At 74.0% G+C, this 17,758-nt stretch carries 15 protein-coding genes; 5 read left to right on the forward strand and 10 right to left on the reverse strand.

Annotated features, from left to right (window positions below; translation table 11 throughout):
• Window position 1: 1 nt before the first annotated feature.
• From OG490_RS19515 to OG490_RS19535, 5 genes are all read right to left on the reverse strand, one after another.
• Window positions 2-2,020, reverse strand: coding sequence for a TOMM precursor leader peptide-binding protein (locus OG490_RS19515; protein ID WP_330297582.1), 2,019 nt, complete (start codon window positions 2,018-2,020; stop codon window positions 2-4).
• Window positions 2,017-3,720, reverse strand: coding sequence for a hypothetical protein (locus tag OG490_RS19520; protein ID WP_330297583.1), 1,704 nt, complete (start codon window positions 3,718-3,720; stop codon window positions 2,017-2,019). The genes OG490_RS19515 and OG490_RS19520 overlap by 4 nt, the downstream gene beginning before the upstream one ends.
• Window positions 3,717-4,895 carry a hypothetical protein gene (locus OG490_RS19525; protein WP_330297584.1) on the reverse strand — a complete coding sequence of 393 codons (1,179 nt, stop codon included), beginning with the start codon at window positions 4,893-4,895 and terminating at the stop codon, window positions 3,717-3,719. Before OG490_RS19525 ends, OG490_RS19520 begins: the two co-directional genes overlap by 4 nt.
• Window positions 4,892-7,570, reverse strand: a complete 2,679-nt coding sequence (locus tag OG490_RS19530; protein ID WP_330297585.1) for a lantibiotic dehydratase — start codon at window positions 7,568-7,570, stop codon at window positions 4,892-4,894. The genes OG490_RS19525 and OG490_RS19530 overlap by 4 nt, the downstream gene beginning before the upstream one ends.
• A gap of 109 nt (window positions 7,571-7,679) precedes the next feature.
• On the reverse strand, window positions 7,680-7,856 hold the full coding sequence (locus OG490_RS19535) for a thiazolylpeptide-type bacteriocin (RefSeq protein WP_330297586.1): 177 nt from the start codon (window positions 7,854-7,856) through the stop codon (window positions 7,680-7,682).
• 420 nt (window positions 7,857-8,276) lie between these two features.
• Here OG490_RS19535 and OG490_RS19540 point away from each other — a divergent pair, with 420 nt between their 5' ends.
• From OG490_RS19540 to OG490_RS19555, 4 genes are all read left to right on the forward strand, one after another.
• Window positions 8,277-9,218: an ABC transporter ATP-binding protein gene (locus tag OG490_RS19540; RefSeq protein ID WP_330297587.1), complete on the forward strand. Its 942-nt coding sequence runs from the start codon at window positions 8,277-8,279 to the stop codon at window positions 9,216-9,218.
• Between the two features lie 104 nt (window positions 9,219-9,322).
• A complete protein-coding gene (locus OG490_RS19545; protein WP_330297588.1) occupies window positions 9,323-10,060 on the forward strand; it encodes an ABC transporter permease in 738 nt (245 codons plus the stop codon).
• 2 nt (window positions 10,061-10,062) lie between these two features.
• Window positions 10,063-10,800 carry a sensor histidine kinase gene (locus OG490_RS19550; RefSeq protein WP_330297589.1) on the forward strand — a complete coding sequence of 246 codons (738 nt, stop codon included), beginning with the start codon at window positions 10,063-10,065 and terminating at the stop codon, window positions 10,798-10,800.
• Complete coding sequence (locus OG490_RS19555) at window positions 10,797-11,402, forward strand: response regulator transcription factor (RefSeq protein WP_330297590.1); 606 nt, start codon at window positions 10,797-10,799, stop codon at window positions 11,400-11,402. The genes OG490_RS19550 and OG490_RS19555 overlap by 4 nt, the downstream gene beginning before the upstream one ends.
• Before the next feature lie 14 nt (window positions 11,403-11,416).
• Here the strand turns inward: OG490_RS19555 and OG490_RS19560 are convergent, their stop codons facing one another.
• The 5 genes from OG490_RS19560 to OG490_RS19580 all read right to left on the reverse strand — a co-directional run bounded on the left by OG490_RS19560 (window position 11,417) and on the right by OG490_RS19580 (window position 16,955).
• The gene (locus OG490_RS19560; protein WP_330297591.1) at window positions 11,417-12,067 is read right to left on the reverse strand and encodes a response regulator transcription factor; all 651 of its coding nucleotides are present in this window, start codon (window positions 12,065-12,067) and stop codon (window positions 11,417-11,419) included.
• Window positions 12,067-13,296, reverse strand: coding sequence for a sensor histidine kinase (locus OG490_RS19565; protein ID WP_330297592.1), 1,230 nt, complete (start codon window positions 13,294-13,296; stop codon window positions 12,067-12,069). The genes OG490_RS19560 and OG490_RS19565 overlap by 1 nt, the downstream gene beginning before the upstream one ends.
• A gap of 135 nt (window positions 13,297-13,431) precedes the next feature.
• The gene (locus tag OG490_RS19570; protein ID WP_330297593.1) at window positions 13,432-15,714 is read right to left on the reverse strand and encodes a TOMM precursor leader peptide-binding protein; all 2,283 of its coding nucleotides are present in this window, start codon (window positions 15,712-15,714) and stop codon (window positions 13,432-13,434) included.
• Window positions 15,711-15,881 (reverse strand): hypothetical protein, encoded by a 171-nt coding sequence (locus tag OG490_RS19575; RefSeq protein WP_330297594.1) that lies wholly within the window; start codon window positions 15,879-15,881, stop codon window positions 15,711-15,713. The genes OG490_RS19570 and OG490_RS19575 overlap by 4 nt, the downstream gene beginning before the upstream one ends.
• Window positions 15,882-16,397: 516 nt before the next feature.
• Entirely contained in the window at window positions 16,398-16,955 is a 558-nt protein-coding gene (locus OG490_RS19580; RefSeq protein WP_330297595.1) for a CGNR zinc finger domain-containing protein, read from the reverse strand.
• A 176-nt stretch (window positions 16,956-17,131) separates the two neighbouring features.
• Here OG490_RS19580 and OG490_RS19585 point away from each other — a divergent pair, with 176 nt between their 5' ends.
• On the forward strand, window positions 17,132-17,587 hold the full coding sequence (locus OG490_RS19585; RefSeq protein ID WP_330297596.1) for a VOC family protein: 456 nt from the start codon (window positions 17,132-17,134) through the stop codon (window positions 17,585-17,587).
• Window positions 17,588-17,758: the final 171 nt, after the last annotated feature.

A 17,758-nucleotide genomic window follows, 5' to 3' on the forward strand; every position in this document is an offset into this window, starting at 1 on the left:
CCTACGGGAACGGGTGCGGCAGCGGTGCGCCGCGGTGTCCGGTGCGGGCCCGGGCCCGGTCCAGCCGGGGCAGGCCGGTGGTGCGGTGGTGGACGTGCCCGAAGGTCACCGGCACCGCGCCGGGGGCGATGAGCTTGACGGTGCTCAGACCGAGGGCGGCGTCGCGCCGGCTCGTCAGGTCGACGACCACCGGCGGCATCCCCGCCGCCGTCATCTCGTCCAGCACCCGGGTGAGCAGGCCGGTCAGGTCGTCGCTGCGCCGGGTCCGCTCCCAGGCCTCCTGGCGCTCGCCGAGGTCCGTTGCGGGCAGGCCGGAATCCAGCAGGTAGTCGAAGCGGTGCAGCGACTCCGGGAGGGTGTACAGCGCGACGTGGTCCTCCATGTCCCGTACCAGCGTGGGGTCTTCCAGCATCCGCAGCCGCTGCTCCCGGTCCACGGTGGGGCGCCTGCCCTGGAGCAGGATCATGACGACCACCTCCAGCAACGCGGCTCGGGCGGCGCGCTGCGGATCGAAGTGGGCGCCGGCGGCCGAGAAGCTGGCGGCGTCCGGACGGTCCGCGGCGACGGCCAGGGCCTGGACCACCGGAACGCCGGTGTCCGTGGTCGCGTCGAAGAGGTGGACCTCGTACCCCTCGGCCCGGGCCCGCTGCCGGAAGAGCAGCGCGGTCGGGTCGGTGAGTGCTTCGGGGACGATCGGCGGCGCCGCCTCGCGGGCGTACCAGCGCAGCAGGAAGGCGTCCCGTTCGAGGACCTCCAGCGCCGCGTGCAGGGTGGCTTCCTCACGGTTGGAGCCCACGGCGCAGCCGTTGGAGCACTCGTAGAGGAACATCGCCTGGTCCGGTCGCGAGGGCACCCCGTAGTGCGCCACGTGCTCCGGTACCAGGACCTCCCGCTGCTCCGCGTGGGACCAGGCCGGCACCCAGGTGGTGACGGTGTCGGGCCGGTACGGGTCGAGGATCGTGGCCGGGTGGTCCTCGTACCCGGCCGCGGGCAGTCCGAGGACGGCCGGATCGAGGGCCGTGGCGCCGAGGTCCCGGTAGCTCGCGGTGACCCGCCGGTGCCTGCGCTGCGGGCGGCAGCCGCTCTCGCGCTCGACGGCCTCCAGGAGCCCCACGGTCCGGGCACCGGCGTGGTCGTCGCCGCGCCCGTATCCCCACAGCCGCCGGTGCACGTTCGGCAGGGCGACTTCTACGCCGACCAGCGCGCCGGGGGCGAAGGCGTCCCGGTAGGCGCGGCGCATGGGGCCGAAGCGGTGGTCGACCAGCAGGCGTTCCAGCCGTTCCCCGTCGGGTACGTCCTGGCAGCGCAGCGAACCGGGGCCGCTCATGGTCCGCTCCACGAAGGGGCCGGGCTGCGGGTCCTCCTCGCCCCGGTCGCAGCCCCGGCAGCCGACCACCGGGGTGAGCCGGTGCCAGGTCAGCGTCCCGGTGACCAGGTCGAGGCAGAGCACCGGCCGGCCGGTGGCCTCGTCGCAGTCCAGGGTGCGCCCGCGGAGCTCGTCCAGCAGGGCGGGCAGGGCGGGCAGCCAGTGCGCCCCGGGCAGGGCGCGGCCGAGGTCGTCGGCGACCTCCGGACCCGCCCCGGTCTCGGAGGGGTTGAGCCCGGTGTCGTCGAGCACGGCCCGGTGCCGGCTGTTCGCGCAGAGCAGGCAGGCCACGCCGTCCGGGGGCAGGAGCGGGCCGAGTTGGAGTACGTCGCCGATCAGGCGGGCCGCCAGGGTCGTACGGCCCTGCTCCCGGGCGGAGTTGTCGAGCGCGCTCGCCCGCTCGGCCGGGGATCCGTCGAAGCCGACGACCTCCGGCGCCGGGGTCTGCCCTGCCGCCCAGGCGCGCAGCTCGTCCAGGAGCCGCTGGCGGGCGGGCGCGGCGGTGGAGCGGGGGCCGGTTGCGGGCGGCTCGGTGGCCGGGGTCCCGGTGGCCGAGGTCCCGGTGTACGGGGTCCCGGTCGGCGACGGCCCGGTCGCCGGGGGAGCGCTTGCCGGGGGAGCGCTTGTCGGCGCCCCGGTTGTCAGAGGACTCATGATCTCCCTACCCATCCCACGTGAACGGCGGCTTCCTGCCACCGCGGCCCGACCAGCAGCTGGCGTACGGACGTTCCCGGGACCGCGGCGGTGAGGCGGTCCAGGGCCTGCCGGTGCGCTTCGGGCTCTCCGGCCTCCAGGCGTGCCACCAGGTCCGCGTCCCCGGCCAGTGCCGCGAGCGCGGTGGCGCGCGGATCGACGACCTCCGCGGAGAGCTGGGCGTCGGAGAGCTGGGCGTCGGCGTCCCCGCCCCCGGCCAGCAGCTGGGTCCGGGCGGCGGCCAGGCGCAGCGCCTCCGCCACGGCGGTGTCCTCGTCTGGGCCCGCGGCCCGGTGGAGGACCGGCTCGGTCGCGTGCGGCAGCCACAGCTCGGCCTCGGCCACGGGCAGCGGACCACCCCGGTGCAGCCGGACCGGGCCGAGGCGGGGCGGGGCCGCGGCGGGCGCGGAGCGGGCCAGTACGGCCATGCCCTCCGCCCACCGGATCCGGGCCGCCTCCGGAAGGGGTTCGACGGGCTGCCACTGCTCCGGCGCCTCGGCGACCGGGGGTGCGAGGGCCACGGCGGAGCGGGCGGCGAGGTCGGCGACCAGGCCGAGGTCCCCGAGCCCGGCCACCGCGTGGGCGCCGGGCGGGGCGACGGCGGCCGCGGCCAGCCGGGCCGCGCCGAGGGCGGCCGCCACCCAGGCGGCGTCGTGGGTGTCGCCGAGGCCGACCACCGACCGCCCGCCGGGCGGGAACGGGCCGGTGGCGGGCAGGGTGCAGGAGGTCATGGCGGTGGGCATCTGGAGGAGCCGGCCGGGGTGCGGCTCGCGCCAGGGGCCGAGTTCGGGGTCCCAGTCGCTGGACAGGGCGTCGATGACCGGGCCGAAGTCGTCCGGGGCGGTGCGCGGGGACGTCCCGAGGGGGCGCGGCGTCCGGGGGGTGAGGTCGGCGGGTTCCGGCAGGGCCCGCAACTGGACGCCTTCGCGGGTGACGCTGTGCCACAGGTGGGGCAGGGCCGGGCCGGAGAGGGCGCGCAGCATTCGGTGGACGGCGACGGCGGCCACCAGGGCGGGGGAGAGCGGCCCCGGTGCCTGCGGGGCGGCGGCGTCGCCCCGGCCGCGGGTCCAGCGCGCGAAGGTGTCGGCGCCCGCTCCGTCGACGACGGCGAAGCCGTCGCCGTGGGCCAGTACGGCCGCTTCGGCGACCGGCCGGTCCGCCCGGTCGCGCGCGGTCACCCGTAGGACCAGGCCCGGTTCGGGGGCGGCCGCGGTGATCCGGGCCGGGTCGGCCTGGCCGCCGAGGCCGGTGCGGGCGGCGTCGGTCCACTGCGGTGTACCGCTCAACTGCCAGTGCAGGGAGGCGGGATCGTGCCAGGCGTCGTCCGTGGCGAGGGCGGCGGTCTGGGCCGCCGTCGGGGTGACCTCCCGGCGGACCAGCAGGCCGTGCTCGTCGAGCAGCCCGGTGAGCACGGACCGCGCCCGCCGGGCACCGTCCTGCGCCGGCTCCGCGCCGCTGACCAGCTCGATTCCGGCGGCCCGCCAAAGAGCGGGCAGCCCGGCGGCGGTACGCAGCCGTACGGTGCCACCCGCGCGGTGGAGGACCAGCCCGTCCTCGACGGCCCGGACCCGCGCCCCGGGCCGCAGCCGCGGGGCGTCGGACGGCACGGAGGGCGGTACGTCGAGCGGTGCGTCGAGCGGTACGTCGATCCGTGTGCTCATGAGCGGGCCTCCGCCCCGGTGGCGAGGAGTGCGCGCCAGTCGACGCCGAGCAGCCGCTCGACGGAGTCGCACAGTGCGAACGCGGCGAAGTAGCGCTCCACCGGGGAGACGTCGAGCAGCGGGACGGTGCGCAGGAACTGGTTGACGACGAAGCGGTAGGCGGCGAACTCGGTGACGTGGACGCGCTCGGGCAGGTGGTCGAGGCCGCGCAGGGTGCGGTGGAACTCGCTGTAGCCGCGGTCGGCGCCGAACTCCCAGCGGGTCCGCTCCGCGGGCCAGTGCTCGGCCGCGCGGGCGGCGTAACCGGAGCCGAGGTCCTCGCCCAGTTCGCCGCGTGCGGCGGCGGCGCTCGCGTGCACGAGGGCGCGGCCGAAGGCCGCGGACCAGGCGGCGGTCGCCTCGTCGGCGCCGGTGTACGGGCCGCGCCGGGCGCCGTCCGGGTGGTCGTCGTCGATGGAGTCGAGGACGTCCGCCACGATCCGGTCGACGGAGACCGAAACCCGCGCGTGCTGTTCGGTGAAGCGGGTCCGCAGCAGCCCGTCGGGGTCGTTGAGGTGGAGGTACTCCTCCAGGTGGGAGCGGTAGGTGAGGTGCCCGGAGCGGACTCCGCCGACGGGCCAGGTGGCGGCCAGCGCCACCATCGGCGCGATGGCCCGGATGGCGCCGGGCAGCTCGCCCAGGCTTCGGGACACCGCGAGGGCGGGCAGGAATTCGGCCATCACCCGCTGTTTCAGGCGGAGTCCGGCGGCGCCGATGAGCCCGGTGATCTGCTCGGCGGCCAGTTCCTCGACGGCGACGGTGTTGTCGGGGCGCAGCGGCCCGTAGGGGCCGGGCACGAGCTCGGCGCGGCCGAGGGCCTGCGACCGGGCCAGGTGGGTGGGCTCGTCCAGCGGCTGCGGCGAGCGGTGCCGGGCGAGGACCGCCCCGGCGCGTGCGGCCACGGCTTCGAAGTGGTCCTCGGCGCCCCAGATGCGGATGTGCGGGCCGCGCAGCCAGTGCCGTTCGAGGCCGAGGCCGAGGCCGGGGCCGAGGCCGGGGCCGAGGCCGGGGCCGGGCCCGAGGCCGGGGCCGTCCGCCAGCAGTGCGGCGGCGAGGTCGGTGCTGAGGTCCAGCTTGGTCTCGGCGTGGTGGGAGATCACCAGGACGGGGAGCCCGGCGCTGTGGTCGTTCGTCATGAGTCCTCACGGGGGGCTGGTCCGGGGGCCACGACGGTCTCCAGGACGTACTCGGTGCAGCGGTCGCCGGTCAGCAGGTCGGTGGGGCGGTCCTCGGTGTCGGGCAGCGCCTCGGTGACCCGGATCCGGGCCGCTCCCGCCGTCCAGGCGGGCAGCGAGCGCAGGTCGAGCATCGAGCGGAGGTCCACCGGTACGGGTTTGGTGCGCATGGCCACGAACTGCTGCCAGGCGCCCTCGGCCTGCGGTTCGGCCCGGACGAAGACCCGGGCGGGGATGCCGTGGCGCAGTCGGAAGGCCTCCATGGCGAGCAGGGCGGTGGTGTCGTCGTCGCCGGGACCGCGTACGGGGAACGCCCCGGCCGGCATGGTCCAGGCCCGGCGGGTCACCACGACCCGGCCGGCCGTCACCCGGGGGTGGTGCACGATCGCCGCGGGGTCGCTCTCCCGCTCGACGTCCGCGCCGAGGTCCATCCGGACCAGCGGGCCGCGCCCGAGCATGTAGAGGGCGGCGTCCCGCGCGGGCAGCAGGAAGGGCACGAGGAAGCCGAAGTAGGCGGGGTGCACGGGGCGTCCGGCGGGGTCCTCGGCGCTCAGGGTGTCGGCGCCGACCCGGATGGACAGGGTCGCCGGATCGAGTACGGACCCGCCGGGCAGGTCCGGGCGGGGCCGGTCGGTGGTGGTGAAGGAGCGGTCCAGCAGCGGCGGGTGGACGTTGGCGTTGAAGCCGTGCACGGGGCGCAGCTCGACGGCGTCCGGTCCCAGCAGTTCGGCGAGCCGGGCCCGGACCTCCGCGACCACCCCGTCGCCCCATCCGCTGAGGAAGCGGGAGGTCATCTGGGCGTAGCCGTCGTGCACGGCGTTGAGCACGGCCCCGTCGATCCGGGGCGTCCCGTCGGGCCGGGCGCTCCGTCCGGTGGGCTGGACGAAGTAGGCCAGCGCCTGGCGCTCGCGCCGCAGTTCGCGCGGTACGGACTCGGCCCAGCGGCGCAGCCTGGCCGGAGTCCAGACGACCTCGCGCTGTCCGGCCCGGCCCGCGGCGGCGAGTTCGGCGGCGGCCTGCGCGCGCAGTTCCACGAGCTTCGCGACGGCGGGGTAGCCGGCGCAGACCTCGGTCACGAGCCGGTCCCGGTCGAGCGACTGCCCGGCCAGGAACTCGGGGAGCCGCCGGGCGAGTTCGGCGAAGGGGATGAGGCCTCCGACGCCGACCTCGGCGGCGAGGGAGCGGTGCAGGATCGCGTGTCCGATGTGGGTGTTGTCGAAGATGTCGGCCACGGCCGTGAGCGCGGCCAGATCGCCTTGGACCTCGGTCCATGCCGCGGTGGGGAAGGCCACCGGGCGGGCGGCCGACACGTCCTCGTAGGCGGGCCGGGCGGGGGTCGCCCCGGCGGCGCTCCACGCCTGCGCGAGGGCTTCGACGGCGGCGGCCCGGTCGCCGGAGCCGTGGTGCGGGTGCACGGCGTCGGTGGCGTCGGCGATGGCGGCCAGGTCGTCGGCCAGTGCGTCGCCGCCGGGGATCGCCAGGGCGCGCAGCCGCTCGGCGGCGGCCCGTACGGGGTCGGCTTCGTCGGGGTCCACCGGGTCCCACCGGCGCAGTGCGCCCGCGGCCAGGAGCTGGTCGACCAGGGCGGCCGCGCGCGGGGTCCGCTCGGGGTCGCTGCCGCTGAGCAGTGCGGCCAGCTCCCCGCGCGTGCGGGGGCCGGCGGTGAGCGCGCCGAGCACGGCACGGACGGCGAGGGTGGCGCGCAGGGTGACGGTCCGGCTGCGGCCGTCCACGATCCGGGACTGGCCGCCGGCGTCGTCCACGGGCTGCTGGAAGGCGACGGTCGTGCCGTCGTCGGCGGTGAGGGAGGCGGCGGTGAGCGGTTCGGCCCCGCCCAGCGCGGCCAGGCGTGCGCGGACCAGGCGGTGCAGTGCGGCGAGGTCGGTGGTCAGCCGGATGCCCAGGCCGGTGGCGGGGTCGAGGTCGAGGGGGCCTTCGGCCAGGGGCAGTTCGCCGCGTCGGCTCTCGTCCCAGGCCAGGCCGACGGCGGTGTAGTGGGAGAAGGGGCTGGTGCGGTGCAGGGCGCGTGCGGCGGTGCGCAGCAGCCGGGGTTCGCGCTTGCGCAACTGCTTGTCGGGGCGTCCTTCGGCGGCGGCGTAGCGGCGGGCGGTGGCCGCCAGCGAGGCGCTGGACATCGTGGCCGCGAGCTGGAGCGCCGGGTCGGCCAGGGTCTGCGACAACCAGGCGCGTTCGCCCGCGAGTTGTTCCCCGACGAGGGTGGAGAGGCGGGCCAGGGCCTCGCGTTCGACGCCGAGCGCCGTGCGCCACTGCTCAGCCAAAGCGCGGATGTCCTCGGGGAGTTCGTCCCCGGGCGCAGGCGGTACGGCGGGCAGGGCCGCGGCGGAGTCCAGGTCGCGCTGGATGCGCCGGGCCAATGCCACTGCGGCGCGGCGCAGTTCGGGCTGCTGGTCGCGGCTGCCCAGGGGGTACAGCGCGGTCAGCAGTGCGCGGGCGTCCCGGTGCCGTTCGCCGCGGAGCAGGTGGAGGTTCTCGAGTTCGTGGTGGTGGAGTCGGGGGCGGGGCGGGGCGGTCACGAGATTGGCACGCACCAGGACCCAGGGCGCCGCCCCGGTCCGGGCTGCCCCGGCAGTGGCCGCGTCGGGCCCCGCCGGGTGGGTGGTCGCTGCACGCGGCATACGGGGTCTCCTTGGCGTCAGGTCTGTCGAGGGCGCCCCCTCGGGGGGCGGCAGGTGCTGCGCCGCCCCCCGAGTGAGGTCATCCGCTGTCGTTCGTCCGCGAGGAGGATCAGACGCAGCAGGTGGAGGTGGAGCCGCAGGTGGAGTGCGAGTCGCAGCTGCTGCTGCCGGAGGAGGCGCCGGTCTCCGGGAGCTGCACGGCGTCGCGGACCTCGCCGACCTCCAGGACCTCGAGGTCCAGACCGTCGAAGTCGATGCCGGCGGCCGCGTTGATGTTGTTCGACATGGTGTTTCCTCTTTCGGTAATTCGCCGAGATGTTTCTCGGCGCAGGGGCCGGCTTTTCCGGGTTTCGTTCGTCCCGTTCGGCCGGTGACACATTTCTCGCACCCCTGACGATGACCAGTCAATGGATCTTCGAATTCCGGTGACAACTGTCAGAGGTGTCCGGTGACAGGCCATCCAGAAATCACCCCCGCGGTATGACAGCTGTCATGGAAAGGCCTCACCTGGACGGCCCGAACGGCCAGGACACCTGTGCTCGGGGGGTTTCCGGCCACCTCTCCGGTCGACTCTCCGGCCATTGTCTGCCGAGCCATGACAACTGTCATGGGGCAGTCGTCACAACCGACCCTGGGCAACCCGACTTCAACCGGAATAGGCTCGGATTCGCCCCCACGCGCAGAACGGAGCAGGAGAGTGACATTGATGGAAACGGAACGCAGGAGTACGACACCGGACGAAAACGCGGGAATTCTCGCGGTGGACGTACGCGGTCTGGAGGTCCGTTATCCGGGTGCGGACACCAAGGCCGTGGACGGTGTCGATTTCCAGGTGCGCCCCGGCGAGATCGTCGCGTTGCTCGGCCCGAACGGCGCGGGAAAGTCCACCCTGATCGGCACCCTGCTCGACCTGATCGAGCCGACCGCCGGCTCGGTCCGGGTGTTCGGCTCCACGCCCCGCGGCGCGCTGGAGGCGGGCCGCGTCGGCGCGATGCTGCAGACCGCGGGACTCGCCGAGCAGGTGTCGGTGAAGGAGCTGATCTCCTTCGTCGCCTCGCTGCACCGCGACCCGATGCCGCTGGAGCAGGTGCTCGCGGCCGCTTCGCTCGAGGACATCGCGGGCCGCCGGGTGGAGAAGCTGTCCGGTGGCCAGCGCCAGCGGGTGCGGTTCGGGCTGACCCTGGTCGGCCGGCCGCAGCTGCTGATCCTGGACGAGCCCACCAACGAGATGGACGTGGCGTCCCGGCAGTCGTTCTGGGCGCAGGTACGGGCCGCGGCCGCGGACGGCCGCTCCGTCCTCTTCTCCACCCACCACATGACCGAGGTGGAACAGGCGGCGGACCGCGTCGTCGTCATCGCCGGTGGCCGCACGATCGCCGACGAGACCCCGCAGGAACTGCGCCGCCGCTCCGGCGGATCGACCGTCCGGTTCCGCTCCGCCCGCCCGGTCCCGACCGCCGAACTGCTCGCCCTGCCCGGCGTGACCGGGTGCAGCGAGGAGGCCGACGCCCTGAAGCTGACCACCGTCGATCCCGACGCGACGGTCCGCGCCCTGGTGGCCCAGGTGCCGGACGCCTCCGATCTCCAGGTCCAGGCGGTGGACCTGGAGGAGGCCTACCTGTCGGTGGTGGCCTCGGCCGGTCTCTGACCGCCCGCCCGCCGACCGCCCTTCCCCCCTCCCCCCACACCGACTTTCCGGCCCCGCCGTTCCCCGGTCCCCCGGTCCCCACCCCTCACGGAGGCTCAGCCCCCATGGTTTCCTACCTGCTCTTCGAGGTGCGCCGCACCCTGCGCAACCCCCGGTTCCTCGTGATGACCCTGCTGATGCCGGTCATGATGAACATCGTCTTCGTCCAGCTCAACAAGGGCCGGATCGGCGACGGGTCGGCCGCCGAGTTCGCCTCGAACTACATGATGAACATGGCGGCCTTCGCGACCGTCTCCGCCTGCCTCTCGACCGCCGGCCACCGGCTCTCCCAGGAGCGCGGCAGCGGCTGGTTCCAGCAGCTGACGCTCACCCCGCTGACCTCCGCGCAAGTGGTGCTCGGCAAGCTGCTCTCGGCGGTCTCGGTCGGCGTCCCGGCCGTCATCGCGGTGTTCGTGACCAGCGCACTGGTCAACGGAGTGGACCTGCCGCCGGCCCGCTGGGCGCTGGCGCTCGCCGTCGTGGCCGTCGGGTCCTTCGCCTTCAGCGCCCTGGGCGTGGTGATCGGACTGCTGACCAGCGGTGAGACCTCGTACGCGGCCAGCATGATCGCGCTGATGTTCTTCGCCCTGCTCGGCGGCCTGTGGCTGCCCACGGAGATCCTGCCCGCCTGGGTCGCGAAGCTGACCACGCTCACGCCCTCCTTCCAGATCGCCGACTCGGGGCGGACCCTGATCGCCGGCGGAATGCCCGGCTGGCAGACCCCGATCGTCTTCGCCGCCTGGACCGCGGCGTTCGGGGCACTCGCGCTGGCAGCGTTCCGCCGGGCCGCCCGGAAGCGGTAACGGTGTCCTGGTACGCCCCGTGGCGCCGCCGGCCCGTCCCGGCGGCCGACCCGGTGGGGGACCGGCTCGCCGCCCTGGCGGGCCGACTCGGACCCGCCCGGGAGCGGTCCGCCGCGGACCCGGACCGCGGCGCGGAGTTAGCGGGGCTGGAGCGGGAGTTGCGGCTGATCCTGCACGAGGTCCGCTTCGAGGCCCCCGGCTACCGCCGGGTCCGCCTCGGGGCGGAGCTCGACCGCACCGTCGCCACCCTGCGCGCGGTGGGGATCGAGGTCGACGTCCACAGGGAGCCGGAGCCGGAGCCGGAGCCGGAGTCGGCCGACGGGGTGGCCGTACGGGTCCTCCTGGACGCCCTGGCGCCCCGCGTGTCCGACGCGCTGGGGTGGGTGCTGCGCGAGTGCACCGCCAACATCCTGCGGCACAGCACGGCCGACCGGGTGCGGATCGCGGTGGGCCTCACCCCCGGCGCCGTCCGGCTGGCGATCGCCAACAACGGGGCTCCGCGGGCCCGCCCGGAGGCACCGGTCGGCCACGGCCCCGGCAGCGGACTGCCCAGTATGCTGGCCCAGGTGTCGGTGCTGGGCGGGACGCTCCGGACCGAGTGCTCCGGCACGGACTTCGAGGTCGTCGCCGAGGCGCCCACCGGCTCCGGGCCCACCGGCCGCGGAACCACCGGCTCCGCCCCGGCTTCCGGCTTCGTCCCGGTCTCCGGGACGCCCCGACGAGAGGAAGACATTCGGTGATCACCGTCGTGCTCGCTGACGATCAGCGGGTCATCGCCGATGCCCTCGGCCAGCTGCTCGACCAGGAGGAGGACATATCCGTCCTGGCCCTGGCCCGCGACGGGGACAAGGCGGTCGCCGCCATCCAGCGGCACCGGCCCGATGTGGCCCTGCTGGACATCGACATGCCGGGCCAGGACGGCCTCGCGGTGACCGCTTGGGTCAAGCAGAACCTCCCGCAGTGCCGGGTGATCCTCCTGACCTCCTTCGGACAGCCCGGGTACCTCACCCGCGCCCTGGCCGTCCAGGCCGACGGATTCCTGGCCAAGGACACCGAGGTCCAGGAGATCGTGAAGACCATCCGCCAGGTGGCGGCCGGACAGCGGGTCATCGATGCCACGGTGGCCCTGACGGCCCTGACCGCCGTACCCAACCCGCTGACTCCCCGCGAACGGGAGGTGCTGGAGGCCGCCGAGTCGGGTGCCCCGCTCTCCGAGGTCGCCGCCCGGCTCCACGTGGCGCACGGCACGGTCCGCAACCACCTCTCCGCGGCGATCGCGAAGACCGGCAGCCGGACCCGCGTCCAGGCCGCCAGAGCGGCCCGCGAGCGCGGCTGGCTCTAGTACCGCGTACCGCCTCAGGAGATCCAGCCCGCCTCGCGCGAGATCCGGATGGCGTCTATGCGGTTGCGGCCGCCGACCTTGACCACGATCGACGTGAGGTAGTTGCGCACGGTGCCCTCCGACAGGTGCAGGGCCCGCGCGATCTCGGTGACCCGTGCGCCCGGCGAGGCCAGTTGCAGCACCTCGGTCTCGCGCGCGGTGAGCGGGCACTCCAGGCTCTCCCAGACCGACATCGCCAGCTGCGGGTCGATCACCCGCTGCCCGGCCGCCACCGACCGGACTGCGGCGGCCAGTTGCTCCGGCCGGGCGTCCTTGAGCATGTAGCCCGCGACCTGGGCGTCCAGTGCCCGGCGCAGGGTGCCGGGCTGCCCGAGACTGGTGAGCATCAGGGTCCGGCAGGACGGCAGCTGTACGGCGAGCTGTGCGGCGGCGGCCAGTCCGTCGATGCCGGGCAGGTCGACGTCGAGCAGGGCCACGTCGGGCTTGTGCAGCAGGGCGGCGGGCAGGATCGCATCGCCCCGGGCGACGTCCGCGACCACCTCGAAGTCGGGTTCCAGTCCGAGCAGCGCGACCAGTGCGCCGCGGACGATGTGCACGTCCTCGGCGAGCAGGATCCGCACCACGGGTGTCTCGGGGGGCGTGGCGGTTGCGGCGGGTGCGGACATCAGGCGGCCATTCTTCGCGACAGTCTGCGCAGCACCTTCAGGGGCTGGAGTTCCGGCCCGGGGGAGGCCGGGGCCGACTCGGAGGGCACGGTGGCGGTCAGCTGGAAGCGGCCGTCGGGGCGCAGGCCGAAGGTGAGCTCGCCCCCCATCGCGCGGACCCGCTGTCCCAGGTTGCCCAGCCCGCTGCCGCCGTGCGGATCGACCTCGCGGACGCCGGCCTCGACGCCGTCGTTGACCACCGACAGTCGGACGGAGCCGTCCTCCTGGACCGCCTCGATGACGCAGCTGCGGACCCGGCTGTGCCGGAGCAGGTTGGTCATCCCCTCCCGCAGCACGGTGGCCAGTACGGTGTCCACCGCGGGCGACAGCTCGCCGACGCAGACGCTGAGGCCGGCGTCGACCTCGGCGGCCCGCAGCACCTCCCGGGCGGATGCGCACTCCTGGACCAGGGACATGTCGCGGTAGCCGCTCGCCACCAGCCGGACGTCGGCCAGCGCCTGACGGGAGATGTCGAGCACCTCGGAGACCTCCTCGCGGGCGCGCTCCGGGCTGGCCGGGAGCAGGCGGCGGATCAGTTCGCTGCGCAGCGAGATCGCGGAGAGGCTGTATCCGAGGAGGTCGTGCAGGTCGCGGGCGAAGCGCAGCCGTTCGTTGGTGACGGCGAGCCGGGCCAGTTCGCTGCGGGTCTCGTGGACCACGACGACGAGCTCGGTCAGCCGGGAGATGCCGTACACGACGATGCCGGTGAGCCAGGTGGACTGGCCCATGTAGAAGATGTCGGCGACCGGCAGTCCGGCGAAGCCGGCGTAGAGCATCATCAGCACGCCGGTCAGGCCGTACAACGCCCAGCCGGTCCGCCGGGGGAGCAGCAGCAGGCAGGAGGCCGCGAAGAAGCCGCCCATGCTGCCCCACTGCCAGTGCAGGACCATGAGCGGCAGGAAGGTCAGGGCTGCCTGTACGGCGAGCGGAACGATCCTGCGGCGCAGCGGGGCGCGGCGGGTGTCCGGTGAGGAGTGCAGGAGTTGGAGGGCGAAGACTCCGAGCACCCCGGCCATGCTGGCGAGCACGGCGAGGAGGCTGAGGCTCTCGCTGAGGATGTTGAGCAGGGTGATCAGCAGGTAGGACGCGAGGATCGCGTAGAGCATGGCGCGGGCGAGTCTGGGCGCCATGCTCTCGGCGGCGTCGGCCAGCCTCTGCGGTGTCCGGGCGGCGCTGTGGTCGTCGTTCATTCCGGCCCCCCTGGCTCCCATGTCCGCATTCCGGACCGGAGCATACGATATGAGTACCGTCCGCGGAAAGAAACGGAACGCAGCTGTCAGACCGTGGTCCACCCGATCTGACCAGCGGCTCCTCGAGGAACCGGACTAGACGAACAGCGGAATCGGATTCAGGTCCGCGAAGCCGGTCGGCTTCTCCAGCCGCCCCAGCGCCACCGGCACCTCGTACAGCCGCCCGGGGCCGAACCGGGCCCAGAAGTGCCGCAGGCCCGGCACGATCACCTTGGCCACAGGCAAGCCGATGTCGGGCCGCGTCTGGTCGAGGACCAGCATCTCCAGGCCGTGGCGACGGGTCAGTTCGACCATGGCGTCGAGGTCCTCCGCGAGGTCCGTCCGCGGCAGGTACTCCCAGCTGCCGGGTCCCCGGGCGGGCTGCGCCCCGTCCGGCAGCAGGTACGGCTGGCGGGCCACGGTCTCGGTGGTCCACCAGGTGTACGGCTCCTCGTCCTTGAGGGCGTACCCGCTGCCGTCCGCCGCGGCGTCCGCGACGGCGGGCAGCAGCTGGCCCATCTCCGTCATCGCCCTGCGCAGGGCCACGGCCGGGTCCAGGTGCGCGCCGAACCCGAAGAGCACGTCCTCGGCCGGCTTGTCGGTCCGTCGCGACAGCGCCGCCATCACGGGGATGCCCAGGTCGGCCGTGAGGTCCAGGACCCAGACCTCGCGCCCGATGGAGCGGTACTCCTCGCGCAGCGGGCCCAGCCAGGGCTCGTGTGCGCCGAAGGCGTCCAGGTCGACGGCGGGCTGCCGGGTGCGGTTGTACCACCAGAGCGCGACCGCGTCGCGTTCCACCAGTTCCAGGAACCCCTGGAGGACCGCGTCCTCCAGGGTGCCGCCCGCCGCGTTGCCGTTCGAGTCGGCCCGTGGCGCCCCCGGCAGGCCCGCGCCGGCCGAGAAGTACAGCAGGGAGGTCGGCACCAGGCGCTGGCGGCCCGCGGTCAGGGACCAGACGGGGGTCCAGTCCACCAGCTCGTCCTCGTCGAACCTGGCCGGGACGTGGTGGAAGGCGGAGTGCGCGGAGTTCCACACCTCCCGGTCCCGGTACTGCCGTTCGTCGTACAGCTGGATCTCGGAGGGGTGCACGGCTACGGGGCCCAGCTCGCGGTAGCGGGCGCGCAGCGAGGGCTCGTCGCCCTGCCAGGAACCGGAGTACCGCTCCACGGCCTCGCACAGGGCGCCGACCCGCGCCTCCTCGGCGGTCAGGCCCTTGCCGCCCGACAGGGCGCGCAGCCCAGCCCGCAGACCGCCGAGGGTTTCGGGGGCGAGCGCCAGGTTGTGCCCCGACACGTAGCTGTGCACGAACGCGGGGCCGCGCGGGTCACGGCGTACGTCCTTGACGATGCCCGTCACCGGGTCGATCAGGTGCCCGTACCGGGCGAGCATCTGGTCCGGGGTCAGCACCCGGTGACCGTTGCCCGCCGCCGGGTTCTTCGGCTGCGAGGACAGTTCGACCGGGCGGCGCACCCGGGTCGCCACCAGCCCTCCGTCACCGCACTCCGGGCACTGCGGCCTGCGCGTCACCGGGTGCAGGCCGCCGCGCAGGGTGAGCGTGTCCAGGGTGTGGACGGCGTCCTGTCCCTCGTGCCGCAGGCCGGCCAGCCATTTGGCGGCCTCCAGGACGGCGGTGTGCAGGCCGATGGCGCGTCCGGCGTCCAGCGAGGCCTCGGCGCGGGCGAGCGGTCCCGTCACCCCGAGCGCCTGCTGCAACGGCAGCTCGGAACGCCGGTGCCCGCGCAGCCGGGTACGCAGGCAGTGCCAGCAGGCCCCCTGCCCCGGCCGGAAGACCGGCCCCGTCCACGGTTCGGCGCCGACCGGCCGGGCCAGCAGCCAGGGCCGGCCGGCCGCCCGGTGCCGGGCGTCCACCTCGGCGAGTTCCGGGTCGAGGTAGTCGGCGCACAGGACCAGCGTGAGCGCCGCCGTCTCGCCGTCGCCCGCCACCTCGATCCCCGAGCGGCGGCAGGCCTCTTCGGCGTCCGCGGCGTCCGTTCCGGCCAGGGCGACCACCCGCACGCGGCCGTTGGCCAGCTCCTCGCCCGCCGCGCCGCCGTCGAGTCCGGCGAGGTCCCAGTACGCCTCGGCGGCCGGATCAGCGGTCGGTGAAGCGGCGAAGGGGCGTACGAGACCCCCCGCTACGAGGCTGCGCAGGGCCGCCACCGCCTGCTCGGCGGGCAGTTCCGCCGCCGCTTCGGCGAGGATCTGCGCGCAGGTCCGGTCCCCGTCGAGCAGCGGGGCCAGTACCTCGGCCGGCCTGCCGCGCAGGGCGGTCACCGCCCGGGGCGAGACCAGGTAGGCCGCCTCGTCGGGTACGACCGTCAGCCGCAGGTGCCGCTTGAACCCGAGCGGCGCCTCCGCCACCCCACCGCCGCCGGTCATGCCGCGAGCCCGGCCGTCCTCGCGGTGTGGACCGGCAGCTCGGCCTGGCGCAGACAGAAGGTGAGCATCGCGACGGCGTCCGTGCCGACGGCGTCCAGGTCCTCGATGACGATGCCGCATTCGGCGTCGCCCTGGAGCGGAAGTGTGAGCAGTGCGGTGGCGTTCATGAGTGGTGTCCCCCTGTAGCGATGGCCCGCAGGTCGGCGGGCCTGTGTTCTGCCACCACAGAGTCTTCACGATCACTCGGGCCCCTCACCAGGTACTAAACCTCATGTTCCCGGTATGAATTCTTCATACCGCGGCCTGGTTCGGGGGGCGGGGGCGACCGGGCCCAGGGACAGCCGTCCTTCTGGAGCGGCTGCCGTTACCTGACTGAGCAACCCGGAATTCCGTCGGGCGCACGGACCGTCTCCGTGGCTTCGCGGCCATGGTTGGTGAAGAAGTCTCAGCAGGGCGCAGGGCATCCTTCGCCAGCAAGGCCCCGGCCAGGGCGGGCACGGCCGTCATCACCGTTTCGACTGATCGGCGTGGTCACGGGTCGTAGTGGGCAGACCGCCCGCTACCCCTCCTACTGGTGGTAGCCCTCCCGTGGCCCCCGGCCCCCATGTACCGGGCCCCGGCACGTCCGTGCCGGGGGCCCGCAGTCCGTCGAGCCATCGAGCCGCCGGGACCGGCCCATCGGGTCAGTCCCGGCGGTGCCGTGCGTAGTGGCGGGAGGCCTTGGCGCGGTTGCCGCAGCCGGACATCGAGCACCAGCGGCGGGTGCCGTTCTTGGACGTGTCGTAGAAGTGCAGGACGCAGTCGGGGTTGGCGCAGGGACGGATCCGCTCGGGGCGGTCCCCGAGGAGCCGCAGGTAGTTGTCGGCGGCCACCCAGGCCGGCAGCCAGAGCGCACTGTCGACCTCGACGCGCTGGACGGGCCCGTCCCCGTCGATGCCGTGGCGCACGCAGCCGTGAGCGAGCACGGCGTTGAGTGCCTTCAGTCCCGCGGGATCGGCCGGGGAGTCGATGAGGGCGGCGAGGGCGGAGCGGGCGGCGAGCAGGGCATCGAGCGTTTCGCGGTCGGCCTGGACCTCGTGGCCGCTCAGCTCTCGGGCGGCGATGTCGGAGTCGAGCCAGACCGCCAGGCCGTCGGGGGTGTCGAACAGGTCGCGAAGGGTTTCGTTCTCCATCCAACGGGTGTTGAGCAGGTCGATGGAGAGCGGTTCGCCCGCCAGTGGCCGGGGGTCCGGGATTGCCACGACATCCGTCCTTCCTCAGTGGTTCGCGCGAAGGGTGCGAGTCGTCTCGGGAAGCTTCGGCGCAAGCCTAACCAGTCAACGGCGCTGGAGCAGTTGACACCCGTTGTCCCTAACCCCTAACCTCTCTTTCAGAGGTTAGGAACCCCTTCCATCCCTACCGAATGCGAGTGGTGAACATGAGCGCCATCAAGTCACTGCAGACCGGCCATGTCGGGCTGAACGTCACGGACTTGGACCGGTCCGTGGACTTCTACAAGAAGGTCTTCGGCTTCGAGGTAGCCGCCGAGGGCAAGGAGGAGGGCCGCCGCTTCGCGTTCCTCGGCGCCGACGGCAAGCTCCTGATCACGCTCTGGCAGCAGAGCACCGGGGCGCACCCCAAGGACCGGTCCGGTCTGCACCACCTGTCCTTCCAGGTGGACTCGATCGACATCGTCAAGGAGGCGGAGCAGGTGCTGCGGGGCCTGGACGCCGAGTTCGCGTACGACGGCGTGGTGCCGCACGGCGAGGGCGTCGCCTCCGGCGGAATCTTCTTCAGCGACCCGGACGGGATCCGCCTGGAGATCTACGCGCCGTCCGGCGCCGAGGGAGCGATCGCTCCCACCGAGGCTGCTCCCACCTGCGGCTTCTTCTAAACCGCCGGATCCAACAAGCCCGTACCCTGCCGGAAGGGAACCGGATCTGGTCCTCGCTGCTCACAGGAGAGCCGGGGTTCCTCCACGCCCCCGGCCCGGTGACCCTGAGCATCGGGGCCCGGCCCATCCCCGAGGACCCCCTCGCGGGGTCCTCGGGGGCCCTGCCGAGCT

Origin of the sequence: Streptomyces sp. NBC_00503, from assembly GCF_036346895.1 — a bacterium.
Lineage (GTDB): Bacteria > Actinomycetota > Actinomycetes > Streptomycetales > Streptomycetaceae > Streptomyces.

Excerpts from the sequence above, each read along its gene's own strand:
- OG490_RS19515 (WP_330297582.1), bottom strand. The coding sequence starts at position 2,020 with ATGAGTCCTCTGACAACCGGGGCGCCGACAAGCGCTCCCCCGGCAAGC.
- OG490_RS19525 (WP_330297584.1), bottom strand. The coding sequence starts at position 4,895 with ATGACGAACGACCACAGCGCCGGGCTCCCCGTCCTGGTGATCTCCCAC.
- OG490_RS19570 (WP_330297593.1), bottom strand. The coding sequence starts at position 15,714 with ATGACCGGCGGCGGTGGGGTGGCGGAGGCGCCGCTCGGGTTCAAGCGG.
- OG490_RS19530 (WP_330297585.1), bottom strand. The coding sequence starts at position 7,570 with ATGCCGCGTGCAGCGACCACCCACCCGGCGGGGCCCGACGCGGCCACT.
- OG490_RS19540 (WP_330297587.1), top strand. The coding sequence starts at position 8,277 with ATGGAAACGGAACGCAGGAGTACGACACCGGACGAAAACGCGGGAATT.
- OG490_RS19585 (WP_330297596.1), top strand. The coding sequence starts at position 17,132 with ATGAGCGCCATCAAGTCACTGCAGACCGGCCATGTCGGGCTGAACGTC.
- OG490_RS19535 (WP_330297586.1), bottom strand. The coding sequence starts at position 7,856 with ATGTCGAACAACATCAACGCGGCCGCCGGCATCGACTTCGACGGTCTG.
- OG490_RS19520 (WP_330297583.1), bottom strand. The coding sequence starts at position 3,720 with ATGAGCACACGGATCGACGTACCGCTCGACGCACCGCTCGACGTACCG.
- OG490_RS19560 (WP_330297591.1), bottom strand. The coding sequence starts at position 12,067 with ATGTCCGCACCCGCCGCAACCGCCACGCCCCCCGAGACACCCGTGGTG.
- OG490_RS19565 (WP_330297592.1), bottom strand. The coding sequence starts at position 13,296 with ATGAACGACGACCACAGCGCCGCCCGGACACCGCAGAGGCTGGCCGAC.
- OG490_RS19575 (WP_330297594.1), bottom strand. The coding sequence starts at position 15,881 with ATGAACGCCACCGCACTGCTCACACTTCCGCTCCAGGGCGACGCCGAA.
- OG490_RS19545 (WP_330297588.1), top strand. The coding sequence starts at position 9,323 with ATGGTTTCCTACCTGCTCTTCGAGGTGCGCCGCACCCTGCGCAACCCC.